This is a genomic window from uncultured Shewanella sp. (genome assembly GCF_947501225.1).
Taxonomy (GTDB): domain Bacteria; phylum Pseudomonadota; class Gammaproteobacteria; order Enterobacterales; family Shewanellaceae; genus Shewanella.
Genome location: NZ_CANMUW010000002.1, coordinates 205387 through 218201, shown reverse-complemented (window position 1 = coordinate 218201; position 12815 = coordinate 205387). Strand labels below are relative to the sequence as shown.

Genomic DNA, 12815 nt, shown 5'->3' with positions numbered 1-12815 from the left:
TATCGAACGTTTGGGTCCTGGCTGTCACTTTGATATGATATCGGTCACAAAAATGTTGATGAGTTTAAAGGAAAAGAATGTCTACAAGAGTGTTAGAGCGCATTACGATCGAACCTGAATCGACAGCTACGGCGTGTGTCATCTGGTTACATGGTTTGGGTGATTCGGGAGCGGGTTTTGCGCCGGTTGTACCGGCTTTAGGCTTGCCGGATGATCACAGCATCCGCTTTTTGTTCCCCCATGCCCCGGAGCAGGCTGTAACTATTAACCAGGGATATGTGATGCGGGCCTGGTATGACATTAAGAGCATGGAACTGCATAACAGGGCCGATATGTCCGGCGTGCTGGAGTCTGAGATCGCCGTTCGCGGATTGATACAGGAGCAGATAGATTCCGGTATCCCGGCCGATAGAATTGTACTGGCTGGTTTTAGTCAGGGGGGAGTCATGAGCCTGTTCAGTGGACTAAGATATCCGGAGAAGTTGGCGGGGATCATGGGGTTATCCTGTTATCTTCCTAATGCAGATCAGATGCCCACTGAGCTGAGTGAGGCAAATAAGATGACACCTATCTTACAACATCACGGTGAACAGGATGATGTCGTACCGGTAGCGGCCGGCAGGGCGGCTAACCAGTTGCTGGTCTCTAACGGGTACGATGTAGAGTGGAAAACCTACCCTATGCCTCACAGTGTTATGCCTCAACAGCTGACAGAGATCGCAAAATGGCTCATAAGTAGATTAGTTTAAGTTAATGTTTGGTTAAAAAGATGCTGTTACGGGTTACTAAAATGCAATGACCTGTTCACGAATCAAAACAATCGTTTTATAAGGTGTAAAGCGCTAAGGCGTTGAAATAAAAAACTAAGCCTGAGATGGATTCAGGCTTTTAAAATCCCCCTCAATATTATCCAAATCTCCCTGTTATGCCTGTTCTTAAATGAGGACAATGGTTTATACAATATGCTTTAAAAATAAACGTTTAGCTCACGATTATTCATAAAATTGACACAAATTCGATATATTCTTTGCTATGATGCTTGTCAGCGAGATCATAGAATCCGTAATTGTAAAAAATGATGGTAACTAATAAAGATAATCTAGGGGTTGATAGTAATGACAAATAAGCTAATAAAAGGTTTAGTCGCATCTGCAGTACTAGTGGCATTAACTGGTTGTGGAAGTGACAACGATGATCCTAAGCCGCTGCCGGCAACCTGTGCTGAAGCGGGTGAAGCTTGTACAATTTTCACCGTACTTCACACCAACGATAACCATGGTCGTTTCTTTGAAAACAAGTATGGCGAATATGGTATGGCGGCGCGTAAGACGCTGATCGATCAGATCCGCGCAGAAGTCGAATCAAATGGCGGCGAAAGCATTTTGCTTTCAGGTGGTGACATCAACACAGGTGTGCCAGAGTCTGATCTTCAGGATGCACGTCCTGACTTCGTCGGTATGAACCTGATCGGTTATGACGCTATGGCCGTTGGTAACCACGAGTTCGATAACCCATTGTCGACTGTAGATATGCAGCGTGAACTTGCTAACTTCCCAATGTTAGCGGCTAACATCTATGACAAGGTATCTGGCGCTCGCTACTTCGAACCATATAAGGTATTCGATGTAAACGGACTTCGTATCGCTGTTGTAGGTCTAACGACTGAAGATACGGCTAAAATCGCTAACCCTGAGTTTGTCGGTGGTCTTGAGTTTACCGATCCTAAAGAAGAACTTAAGAAAGTTATCAAAGATATTAAAGATGCCGATGAAGCTGACTTGATCTTCGCTACTACCCATATGGGTCACTATGCTGATGGCGCCAACGGTAACAACGCTCCAGGTGATGTTGCACTGGCTCGCGCAATGGCTGAAGGTGATTTAGCTGCCGTTATCGGTGGTCACTCTCAGAACCCGGTTTGTATGGAAGGTGATGCATACGACCCTGAGTTCACAGCTGGTGGCGAGTGTAAACCAGACGTTCAGAACGGTACCTACATCATGCAGGCTCACGAATGGGGTAAGTATGTTGGACAGGCTGACTTCGAATACTTCAACGGTAAATTGCACCTGGCCAGCTACAAGTTGATCCCTGTTAACTTGAAGAAGAAGAACGAAGAGGGCGAGCGTGTCCTCATCGGTGAAGCTATCACACCGGATGCTACCGTACTTGAGATCATGCAGCAGTATCAGGATAAGGGTCAGGAAGAGCTTCTTGAAGTTATCGGTACTACCGATGGCAAACTTGAAGGTGACCGTCTCGTTGTCCGTACACAGCAGACTAACCTGGGTCAACTGATTGCCCAAGCGCAGCGTACTAAAGTTGATGCCGACTTTGCGGTAATGAACTCAGGTGGTGTACGTGACTCTATCGAACTCGGTGACATCACATATAAAGATGTTCTGACTGTACAGCCATTTGGCAACTCAATCACATTGAGCACTATGACTGGTGCAGAGGTCACTGAGTACCTGAACGTAGTTGCAACTGTCGATATCGGTGAAACTGGTTCTGGCGCATACCCTCAGCTAGCGGGTATTAAGATGGACGTTGATTGTGAAGCTAAAACAGTCGCCATTAACGACATCAATGGCAAGGGTTACGATGCTGATGCAACTTACACCTTTACCGTACCTAGCTACAACGCGGCAGGTGGTGATGGCTACCCTGTACTGACTCCTGTTATGACCGGTTATGTCGATGCTGAAGTTATGTACACTTTCATCAAAGATAGAAGTGATATCAAGATTGCTGATTTCGCTCCTGTAGCGAGTGACATTCAGTTCCTGAACAGTAACAGCACGTTAGCTTGTCAGCGCTAATTTAGCACTGCACTTTCTTAAAAAGCAGCCTTCGGGCTGCTTTTTTTATATCTTCATACCTGCCAATGCCTATTCCCATATAAAAAAATAATTTTTAATAAATTTGATAATTTTCCCTTGAAAACGAAAAATACGGCTACATATATTGAGTATGGGACGCTCATATGAGGTTCCTGGTTAATCAGAATCTTGATGCCTTCGGGGTCAAAGCGTTAACCAACAAAACAGGTGCGATTGATTGCGGTCAAGCTTGCAGATATCGGCCAACTTAAATTAACTATATTGCTTTATAAAAGGATATACATATGCGTAATTATGATCTTACTCCCCTCTACCGTAGTGCCATTGGTTTCGATCGTTTAGCCCAGCTTGCAGAGCATGCGGCCTCGAACAAAGGCAACTCAGGTTATCCCCCGTATAATATCGAACTGCTGAACGAAAACCGTTATCGCATCACCATGGCTGTTGCCGGCTTCAGCATGGCTGAACTCGATATTACCAGTGAAGGTGACAAGTTACTGGTTAAAGGCACTAAGGCCGAACAAGACAAAGAGCGTAAATACCTGTACCAAGGTATCGCCGAACGTGGTTTCGAGCGTACATTCCAGCTTGCTGACTATGTTACTGTCATAGGTGCAAACCTTGAAAATGGCTTACTCAACATCGATCTTCAGCGTGAGATCCCGGAAGCACTCAAGCCACGTAAAATTGAGATCGGCACCTCGAGATTGTTCGACTCTGAATAGGTTCCACGGTTTTAGTTAGCGGCCTGGACTCTGCGAGCTAAAAAGATTCAGTTGGAAAAGCGTGTCAAAAAAGGGAGCATCGGCTCCCTTTTTTAGTGTGTGAGTTAGTGGTTCAATATTGCCAGGGGTATCAGGCTCTCATCGCCTTTTCACCGCGGGCGAGGCCCACAACACCTGAGCGTGAGACTTCGACGACTTTGGTCACATCGCCTACGGCACTAATAAACGCATCTAGCTTTTCACTGGTACCGGTGAGCTGTACCGTGTAGAGATCGGCGGTAATATCGACGACCTGCCCACGGAAGATCTCCGCCGTACGTTTAATCTCATCACGCATAACGCCCTTGGCCTTTACCTTCACCAGTGCCAGCTCTCTTTCGATATGGTCTGACTCTGTGATGTTTGAAACCTTAAGGGTATCGATAAGCTTATGCAGCTGCTTCTCTATCTGTTCGAGCGCCGCTTCATCGGCCACCAAAGAGATATTCAGACGAGACAGGGTGATGTCATCGGTAGGAGCAACGGTTAATGTTTCAATGTTGTAGCCACGCTGAGAAAAAAGGCCCACAACCCTTGAAAGTGCGCCCGGTTGGTTTTCAAGTAGTACAGATATAATACGACGCATTAGCTTTTCTCCGTTTTGCTCAGCCACATCTCGTTCATCGCTCCACCGCGGATCTGCATGGGGTAAACGTGTTCAGTTTCATCGACATTGATATCGACAAATACCAGCCTATCTTTCATGGCCAGGGCTTTCTCCAGCCCGGATTCGAGTTCTGCCGGATCTGTGATGGTCATGCCCACATGGCCGTAGGCTTCTGCTATCTTGGCAAAGTCCGGCACCGAGTCCATATAGGAGTGGGAGTGGCGTCCGGCATAGATAATATCCTGCCACTGTTTAACCATGCCTAAGAAACGGTTATTGAGGTTGATGATCTTGACCGGCGTATCATATTGTAGCGCAGTAGAAAGTTCCTGAATATTCATCTGAATCGACCCGTCACCGGTAACACAGATGACGGTTTCATCGGGCTTTGCCATCTTAACTCCCATGGCGGCGGGGAGACCGAACCCCATGGTGCCCAGTCCGCCTGAGTTAATCCAGCGACGCGGCTTATCGAATGGATAGTAGAGTGCGGCAAACATCTGATGTTGGCCCACATCGGATGCGACATATGCCTCACCCTTGGTTAACTTGTGGAGTGTTTCGATCACCTGCTGAGGCTTGATCCTTTCGCTGGTCCTGTCGTAATCCAGACTCTTGCGGCTACGCCACTGACTGATCTCACTCCACCAGAAGTCGATTGCCGCCTCATCTGTACTCGTTTCGTTACTCGAGTCCAATTGAGTCAACATCTCATCGAGGATCTTTTCGGCCGAGCCGACGATAGGGATATCCACCCGAATGGTTTTTGAGATGGAAGAGGGGTCGATATCGATATGCAATATGGTGGCATTGGGGCAATATTTGTCGATATTGTTAGTGGTGCGGTCGTCGAAGCGAACCCCTATGCCGAAGATCAGATCGGTATTGTGCATCGCCATGTTGGCTTCATAGCAGCCGTGCATGCCAAGCATACCTAAACTATTTTTATGGGTGCCGGGAAATGCTCCCAGTCCCATTAAGGTGCTCACAACCGGAATATTCAACTTTTCCGACAGAGCCAAAATCTGTTTATCACACTCGGAGGCAATTGCGCCCCCACCGACGTAGAGAACCGGCTTCTTCGCTTTTAACAGTGCCTGAACACCGCGACGGATCTGCCCCTTATGTCCGGTTGTCGTCGGGTTATAGGAGCGCATGCTGATGTCATCGGGGTAATGGTACTCATGTAACATTGCCGGATTCATGCAGTCTTTGGGGATATCGATAACCACGGGGCCCGGACGACCGCTGGATGCGATAAAGAAGGCTTTTTTAACTATGGTGGGGATATCTTTGGCGTCGGTGACCAGAAAGCTGTGTTTAACCACAGGTCTGGAGATACCTATCATGTCACATTCCTGGAATGCGTCATTACCAATCAGGTTACTCGGCACCTGTCCGGATAACACGACCATAGGAATAGAGTCCATATAGGCTGTTGCTATACCTGTGATTGTATTTGTCGCACCGGGACCGGATGTGACCAGAACGACGCCCACTTCGCCGGTAGAACGAGCATAGCCATCGGCCATATGTACGGCAGCTTGTTCATGACGGACGAGAATGTGTTCGATTTTTGATTTTTCGTGCAGGGCATCGTAGATATCCAACACGGATCCGCCGGGATAGCCGAATATATGTTTTACGCCTTCGTCAATAAGAGAACGGACGATCATGCTGGCGCCTGATAGCTTTTCCATTTGTAAACCCTCATAAGTTACCGCTACGGTATGCAGTATCTCGCTACAGCGACGGTAATCGCTTGAATTTATGAGTTTGGATGGTGATCCTAAACTCCCGATGTGTCGATAACTTTAGGTATAAAGTTAAGGTTCACCTTGTAAGGTGCGACACCTGTTTCAAATGAACAGAATTTCATCATATAAAATTAACAACGCAATTCAAGTGATTTGTTTAAAAAAGAGCGATAAATGAAAAAAATTCACTGTTCACCTCAGAGGTTAATTGAACAATTCTGAGCTGTAAATTGAGAAGTACTGAATATTTAAGGGGTAAACACGGGTCTTCATCTTTGAACGGAAGTTCTGTTCGAGGGGGAAATCGGTGATTATTTGAGAGGAAAATAGCTGGCTGGGCAAAGGTAAATGGTTTTTTTTACCCTTAATCATGAAAAAGAGGAGCTAAGGGACAAAATTATAATTCAGGTACAGATCAGCCCCGGGCTTCATATTAACCCGGAGTCGATCTCAACCAACTTAACTTTGATTTTGTACTCCCGCTGGGGCATAAAACTGACACACCCCTACCAATAGCACTGAACTCAGCATTAAGGCCGAGAAGGGAACTGCGGTTCCGGTATAAAACAGGGCCAATAACGGGCCGGCCAATGCACCGCAACCGAATCGTAAGGTGCCGATGACGGCGGTAGCCGTGCCGGTTTCCTTTTTAAATTTCATTAATACTATCGCATCGGCATTGACTGACATGACGCCGAGAAACCCCATGAAGGGAATGAGTGTCGCCACGGTAAAGCCGAGGCTTAATTCAAACCAGTTGACCACAAATAGCGCAGAACCGGCGAGTATGGCGAGCATGGTCGCTCCCCTGAGCATTCGCCTGGAACCATAGCGCCCCACGATACGGCTATTAACTACGTTCGCTAACATCAGGGCACCAACATTGGTGCTGAAAAGTATCGCAAACAAAGATTTATCCAGGCCGAACACCTCCATATAGACGAAGGGGGAGGCGGTGAGGTAGCAGAAAAAGGAGAAGGAGGTTAATACGCCGCTGGCAATATGCAGTTTGACTCCTGGTTTGGTAAAAACAACCCCATAGGCACCGAAGAAAGAGTTCTGGCTGCGACTGGCCTTATCGCCGTCACTGGGCATTTTTAGTTTCCATAACACCAGTGATAGCAAGGTTAGGGCATAGAAGGCCAGAATAAAAAAGATCAGCTGCCATTCACCGAACTCAAGAATTATACTGCCCAGGCTCGGTGCCAGTAATGGTGCCAACATCATGATAAGGCTGACATAGGACATGCCTTTGGCCGTATTTTCTCCGTAGACCTCTTTGATATATCCGGGCACAACCACGGTTGCGGCGGCGCCGATAAATGCCTGCAGGAATCGCAGCGCGAGAAACAACTCTATGCTGGTAACAAAAGCCAATGCCAGACTGATAAGCATAAAGCCTGTTAAACCTGTTATCACCAGCGGGCGTCTGCCGATGCGATCGGCCAGGGGCCCAAAGCTGAGCATACCCAGTGCATAACCAGCCAAATATAGGCTCAAAGACTGCTGTACCGTCGTGATGTCAGAGTGAAAGCTCGCGGCCAGGGTTGACATGGCAGGCAGGTACATGTCGATTGCCAACGGGGTTATGGCCACTATTGCCGATAACATAGGGATTAATAATGCGAGATTTATGACACTTGTTTGTTTGGAAACGACTTGCGCTTGAATTGGTTCTGTTGGCACTGATACCTCTTAGGAGAAGAAATTAAACAAATGGATAACAGCTTGCCGGCGGGGGCAATTTAATTATCTGAAACACTATCTAAACAGGGCTGGAACCAGAGCTGGTGCCTGTTATTTGAGAGAGTAAATATTGTACGGCTAATAGGGAATATTAGCCATGGCTATTTCCTCTCAATCACGCTGTTTGAATGCAAAAAATTGTAACCAAACTTTAGCTGTGATATCACTTTGCTGGTGAAGCATTATCTGATGCTACACGGCAAGGCCTGAGGTGCACCTGAAGCTTGAAGGTGCATCAGCCTAAGTTGGCGTTTTGATATGCTTATTCTGCTTGAGCTCAACGCTGTGCGACGATAAACAGATCTGTGTTTTCCGTTCCATCTCCTTTAAGTGAGACTTTACGCTTGATATCGATAACCTTTAATCCATTCTCAATGAGAAAATGGGATAAGTAGTCGGCTCTATGATAATGGGTGAAAACCCTGTCACCATTGCTGTTTGTATCAAATCCCGAATCTTTTTCATCACCCTCCATGGTGCTGAGATAGATAATACCTTTATCTCTCAGTAAACCTGCGCAATCGGCGATCAGTTTTGCCGCGTCATTTTTAGATATGTAGGGAAGGCAGAAGCCACACATAATGCCATCGTAGCTGCCATCGAGCCTATCGATCTCTCTGCAGTCCATCACCTCAAAGGTTGCTGTTGGGTTATTCAGTTTTGCCAGTTCAACCATCTGCGGGGCAAGGTCGCTGCCATGGATGGTCAGTTCGGGGCATTGATTTAACAGAAACCGGCTGATGTTTCCCGGTCCACATCCAATTTCGAACAGTGCCGGTTTCTCTTTATCGTTGAGATGCTGACAGAAGAGATCGAATGTATCGTCATATAGCGCCATATCCATATATTTGTCTTGATACTTCTGAGCGTATTTATTAAATGTATTGACGGTGATGCTATATTTATCCAACTGAGGCCTGAGTGGTAATGACTGATTGTCGTTAGATTTACATATTAGCGATGAATAATACAGAGATATCTCTCTTTTCAATGGAGGGAGCTTGTCAGGGCACGATATCGCTTCTGCTCTATATATTTCTCGCGTCGTAGGCCCAGTGTAATAATGCCTGCCTCTGCTTCTTTCGACATTGATAGTCATAGGGCTCGCAGTACTTTCTTACTGCCCCGGCATGGCGGCGAAACGCTTTCCACCTTTTTATCTGGCGAATGTCTTCAGCCTCGGTTCGTCTGCCCATATAGTAGCGACAGTACCATTGAAACCAACCTCTGGGATCTTGTGGGTGGATCCACCCCTTTTTTATCCACTCCCTTAGAGGGAGAGAGGCGTCCACAGAGAAGTAATTCAGACTGCTATCTTTTTCATGTGTGGCAAGTTTGGCACCGGTGAACCAATCGTCGGGAAATTCCGCCTTGCAGTCGTTCAGATACTTGCCGCCAAATACTCCCAGTTGAAGCATCTCTTTCGGCGTCAATTCCGGCTTAAAGTCGGGGGCAAATTCACTGCCTATGGGCGCAACCCTTTCATAGCAATAGCCACTCTGCATCTTGTCGTTGACGTACACTTTTATCATAAGTTATTTAACAACATAAGTTCACCCGGGTGGGGCTGCATATAATAGGACTCAGTGATATAGGTATCGGGAGAGAGCCTGAAGTGATGACGCAGTAGCGTTATAGGTACAATTAAGGGCAGTAACCCCTTTCGATAGTCCTCTATACATGCCTGCATCTCCTGTTTATCGTCAGCCGTTAACTGCTTCTTCAGATATCCCTGAATATGTTGCAATGTGTTGACATGGTTACTTCTGCTGGCGACTTTTTTCAATAAGCTCATCATCTCTGCTAGGTAGGTTAAAGAGAGTGTACTCAGATCTGAGCTCTTACCATTGGCAAGCAGATTTCCCAGCAGTTTAGCTTTGTTCTGATCATGGCTCATGAAAATATATTTATGGCGGGCGTGAAAGTGCTGTAACTTGCTCAGTGATAGCCCCTCTTGATTCAGCGCCCTCCATCTTGAATAGATGTAGACCCGTTGAATAAAATTTTCTCTTAATCTGGCATCTCCCAGTCGTCCCTCCTCCTCAACCGGAAGGTGAGGAAAATTCTTCATCAAGCGTGCGGCATAGAGGCCGACACCTTTACGTTCAGCCATCTGCGATGAGTAGAGCTTTACTCTCTCCATTCCACAGCTGGGGGAGTCCTTTTTTAATATGTAGCCACATAGCTCCTCATGCCACTCCCTTCTATTTTCCGCCGAATGATATAGAAGTTCAGTGACATCCAGCTCAGGAGTTCTGGAGCCGACAGCTCTTACCCCTTTATCAGATGAAACCAGTCGAATGGCTTGCCTGGGAACTCCCAGACCAATATCTACTTCAGGGCAGAAAGAGGAGAACTCAAAATAGTCACCTAAGGTACTGTTGATGTAGGAGTTTTTCTTATGCCCTGAATCGAAGCGAACTTTTTCTCCCATAAGACATGCGCTAATACCAACTTTTATCTTAGGGATATTTGAGTCACTCATGTTGTTTATCTCTCCCGCGCGCCGGAAATAGGGCTATGACTAATTTTAGTCAATTTGATGGGCCATGCTAAGTCGTGTTAATTGTCAGGAGAGGCGTACCGCCGTTCAAATCCGGAGACACTGAATCCCTGCATCTTATGTTGTTTACCTATGAGTATTAACGGATAACCTTTGCCGCCGAACCTTTTAAACTCCCTCATACGCTTAGGTTTCTTTTCAACATCATATTCAACATAGCGGATCTTGTTTTCCCGGAAGTAGTTTCTGGCCTTTTGACAGTATTGGCACCAGGAGGTAGCGTACATGACAACGCTCTTCTTTCCCCTGTTGAGTATTTTGTCTGAGTCAAAGTTTTCTGAAGATGGTGAGGGGAGTGAAAGCTTAGTCGTCGGGCTCAGCTCTACCTCGAGCGCTTTTATGTCGTCCTTTGCCGGAGGACGATCGCCAAAATGGGTGTTTCCGTTACTGTCGGTCCAGCGGTACACGTCAGCGCCGGCACCAACACTCAAGCCGATAAGAAGTGGGAGCAGAATGAGCGAGAATGCTTTCTCTCTCTTGTTGTTCATTTTTCAGTCCTTTGTCAATGATTCCGTCATATAAACTAAAGCTATGCTATTGTCCGGTGGTTCCGGCTATATTCTTTAGCTCATCGCTTAGTTTCCTTGCCGAACAGAAATTCCTCTTCACTTTCAAGCCAGGTGGGATATTTTTTCATGATATGAGTGAATGTAGTGCTTGTCAGGTGTTCATTGAGCCACAATTGTACATTTGAGTAGGGGGAGGCTCTGAACCAAGGCTTGTTAACGTGGGCAAATTGGCGCACAAATGGAAAGATCGCGTAGTCGGCAATAGAGGGAGTTGGCCCCAGCAGTTGCCCATGTTTCGAGAGTCGCTCCTCCAACTGGCTGATAAATCGCTCTCCCTGTTCTCTATAGTTCTCTTCACGCTGCTCAGGGTGCCTGTCGGCATACTTATACTTGTCGAGCCAAGGTTTGAATTCATTATCATTGGTATCTATTAATGCCTTAGCTATCTCCAGCTTTTGGGGAGACTCTCTTAGCAGAAGCTGACAGGGATCACCGCACTCCAGTGCCCAAAACATGATATCCAGACTCTCATCGATAACCTTACCGTCCGGCAGAATCAAAACGGGGACCGTTCCTTTGGGAGAGGCTTTGAGCATAGGTTCAGGTTTATGTCTGAGCACTATTTCACGCAGGGAAACCTGAGCTCTTGACAGGTAGATCCCCAGTCGGGCGCGCATGGCATAGGGGCAACGTCTGAACGAGTATAGGGTTGGTAGTATCATATGAGGCTCATTTTATCTTTTATATATATGTTGTGGCTTTTTACATAAAAAAACAAATTTCAGGTTTAGTTGGTGAATACCCCTACAGTTTGTATCTGTTTGTCGGTGTGTGACTAAGGTAGACTTCCCGACTGTTTTTGTGTTCCGGCTCACCGTTTGGGGCTGGCTTTGTGCACCGGAGATTAAGCTCCGGCGAGCAGTAGAGGTTGATATGTCACAGGTTGTCGTTTGCGCGCTATATAAGTTTGTTTCTCTGCCCCGGTTTGAATCTATACAGAAACCGTTATTGGCGTTGATGGAGGAGTCGGGCGTTAAGGGAACCCTGCTTCTGGCAAGTGAGGGGATCAATGGTACTGTTGCCGGAGAGCGGGTCGCCATCGACCGTTTACTGCTTTGGCTGAATCAGCAACCCGGGCTCGATAATCTGGTATATAAGTGCTCTTTCGATGAGCAGATGCCTTTCTACCGCACTAAGGTGAAACTAAAAAAAGAGATCGTCACCATGGGAGTTGAGGGGATCGATCCCCTGAAAGTGGTGGGGACCTATGTAAAGCCGAAAGACTGGAACGAGCTCATATCCGATCCCGATGTGTTGCTGGTGGATACCCGTAATAAATATGAGGTGCAGATAGGCACTTTTAAGAATGCTGTTAACCCCGAAACTGACACGTTTCGTGAGTTTCCTGACTATGTGAAAGCGCATTTAGACCCATCGAAGCACAAGAAAGTGGCGATGTTCTGTACCGGTGGCATTCGTTGTGAGAAGTCTACTGCCTACCTGAAAGAGCAGGGATTCGATGAGGTATACCATCTTGAGGGGGGCGTGCTTAAATACCTCGAAGAGATCAAGCAGGAACAGAGCATGTGGGAGGGAGAGTGTTTTGTTTTCGACAATCGTGTGGCTGTAAACCATAGTTTGGAAAAAGGAACATACGATCAATGTAACGCATGCCGTATGCCGATAACAGAAGCGGATAAAGAGAGTGCAGCCTTCGTGCAGGGAGTGAGTTGTCCCCACTGCATAGAGAGTACTTCAGACAAACAGCGCCGTCGTTTCGAAGAGCGTGAACGGCAGCTCCTACTGGCAGCCGAACGGGGAGAGGCTCACATCGGTAGTGATGTCAGTCAGGTGATCTTATCGAGGCGCAGTGAGAAAGAGAGCCGGAGGCTGGCGCAACAGAAACAAAATAAAAAGCCTGAAAGCTGAGCATCGCCTACACTCAGGGATAACGTGAAACGTTACGCTGCATCGGGCGATGGCTCACGTTGATTAAAGAGATCCAAAAGCCGTCTGTGATAGACGG

Annotated in this window: 12 protein-coding genes; 4 read left to right on the top strand and 8 right to left on the bottom strand. The window is 46.9% G+C overall.

The window, feature by feature from the left end:
* Positions 1-77: 77 nt before the first annotated feature.
* The 3 genes from Q1B47_RS04550 to Q1B47_RS04540 all read left to right on the top strand — a co-directional run bounded on the left by Q1B47_RS04550 (position 78) and on the right by Q1B47_RS04540 (position 3568).
* Positions 78-749 carry a dienelactone hydrolase family protein gene (locus Q1B47_RS04550; RefSeq protein WP_299789302.1) on the top strand — a complete coding sequence of 224 codons (672 nt, stop codon included), beginning with the start codon at positions 78-80 and terminating at the stop codon, positions 747-749.
* Between the two features lie 366 nt (positions 750-1115).
* On the top strand, positions 1116-2822 hold the full coding sequence (ushA, locus tag Q1B47_RS04545) for a bifunctional UDP-sugar hydrolase/5'-nucleotidase UshA (protein WP_299789299.1): 1707 nt from the start codon (positions 1116-1118) through the stop codon (positions 2820-2822).
* Positions 2823-3127: 305 nt separating this feature from the next.
* Positions 3128-3568 carry an Hsp20 family protein gene (locus Q1B47_RS04540; RefSeq protein ID WP_299789296.1) on the top strand — a complete coding sequence of 147 codons (441 nt, stop codon included), beginning with the start codon at positions 3128-3130 and terminating at the stop codon, positions 3566-3568.
* A gap of 130 nt (positions 3569-3698) precedes the next feature.
* Here Q1B47_RS04540 and ilvN read toward each other — a convergent pair whose 3' ends face one another.
* The 8 genes from ilvN to Q1B47_RS04500 form a co-directional block, all read right to left on the bottom strand.
* Complete coding sequence (ilvN, locus tag Q1B47_RS04535) at positions 3699-4193, bottom strand: acetolactate synthase small subunit (RefSeq protein WP_299789293.1); 495 nt, start codon at positions 4191-4193, stop codon at positions 3699-3701.
* Positions 4193-5914 (bottom strand): acetolactate synthase 3 large subunit, encoded by a 1722-nt coding sequence (locus tag Q1B47_RS04530; protein WP_299789290.1) that lies wholly within the window; start codon positions 5912-5914, stop codon positions 4193-4195. Before Q1B47_RS04530 ends, ilvN begins: the two co-directional genes overlap by 1 nt.
* A 516-nt stretch (positions 5915-6430) precedes the next feature.
* Complete coding sequence (locus Q1B47_RS04525; protein ID WP_299789287.1) at positions 6431-7657, bottom strand: multidrug effflux MFS transporter; 1227 nt, start codon at positions 7655-7657, stop codon at positions 6431-6433.
* 337 nt (positions 7658-7994) lie between these two features.
* Positions 7995-8627: a class I SAM-dependent methyltransferase gene (locus tag Q1B47_RS04520; protein WP_299789283.1), complete on the bottom strand. Its 633-nt coding sequence runs from the start codon at positions 8625-8627 to the stop codon at positions 7995-7997.
* Positions 8628-8745: 118 nt separating this feature from the next.
* Positions 8746-9249 (bottom strand): hypothetical protein, encoded by a 504-nt coding sequence (locus Q1B47_RS04515; RefSeq protein ID WP_299789280.1) that lies wholly within the window; start codon positions 9247-9249, stop codon positions 8746-8748.
* Positions 9246-10202 (bottom strand): DUF523 and DUF1722 domain-containing protein, encoded by a 957-nt coding sequence (locus tag Q1B47_RS04510; RefSeq protein WP_299789277.1) that lies wholly within the window; start codon positions 10200-10202, stop codon positions 9246-9248. Before Q1B47_RS04510 ends, Q1B47_RS04515 begins: the two co-directional genes overlap by 4 nt.
* Positions 10203-10279: 77 nt before the next feature.
* The gene (locus Q1B47_RS04505; protein WP_299789274.1) at positions 10280-10768 is read right to left on the bottom strand and encodes a glutaredoxin family protein; all 489 of its coding nucleotides are present in this window, start codon (positions 10766-10768) and stop codon (positions 10280-10282) included.
* Between the two features lie 80 nt (positions 10769-10848).
* Positions 10849-11511 (bottom strand): glutathione S-transferase, encoded by a 663-nt coding sequence (locus tag Q1B47_RS04500; protein ID WP_299789271.1) that lies wholly within the window; start codon positions 11509-11511, stop codon positions 10849-10851.
* A 211-nt stretch (positions 11512-11722) separates the two neighbouring features.
* Here Q1B47_RS04500 and Q1B47_RS04495 point away from each other — a divergent pair, with 211 nt between their 5' ends.
* Positions 11723-12718, top strand: coding sequence for a rhodanese-related sulfurtransferase (locus tag Q1B47_RS04495; RefSeq protein ID WP_299789268.1), 996 nt, complete (start codon positions 11723-11725; stop codon positions 12716-12718).
* The last annotated feature ends 97 nt before the right edge of the window (positions 12719-12815 follow it).

Coding starts and splice junctions, on each gene's coding strand:
- ilvN (WP_299789293.1), bottom strand. CDS start 4,193: ATGCGTCGTATTATATCTGTACTACTTGAAAACCAACCGGGCGCACTT.
- Q1B47_RS04500 (WP_299789271.1), bottom strand. CDS start 11,511: ATGATACTACCAACCCTATACTCGTTCAGACGTTGCCCCTATGCCATG.
- Q1B47_RS04550 (WP_299789302.1), top strand. CDS start 78: ATGTCTACAAGAGTGTTAGAGCGCATTACGATCGAACCTGAATCGACA.
- ushA (WP_299789299.1), top strand. CDS start 1,116: ATGACAAATAAGCTAATAAAAGGTTTAGTCGCATCTGCAGTACTAGTG.
- Q1B47_RS04495 (WP_299789268.1), top strand. CDS start 11,723: ATGTCACAGGTTGTCGTTTGCGCGCTATATAAGTTTGTTTCTCTGCCC.
- Q1B47_RS04515 (WP_299789280.1), bottom strand. CDS start 9,249: ATGATAAAAGTGTACGTCAACGACAAGATGCAGAGTGGCTATTGCTAT.
- Q1B47_RS04505 (WP_299789274.1), bottom strand. CDS start 10,768: ATGAACAACAAGAGAGAGAAAGCATTCTCGCTCATTCTGCTCCCACTT.
- Q1B47_RS04540 (WP_299789296.1), top strand. CDS start 3,128: ATGCGTAATTATGATCTTACTCCCCTCTACCGTAGTGCCATTGGTTTC.
- Q1B47_RS04510 (WP_299789277.1), bottom strand. CDS start 10,202: ATGAGTGACTCAAATATCCCTAAGATAAAAGTTGGTATTAGCGCATGT.
- Q1B47_RS04530 (WP_299789290.1), bottom strand. CDS start 5,914: ATGGAAAAGCTATCAGGCGCCAGCATGATCGTCCGTTCTCTTATTGAC.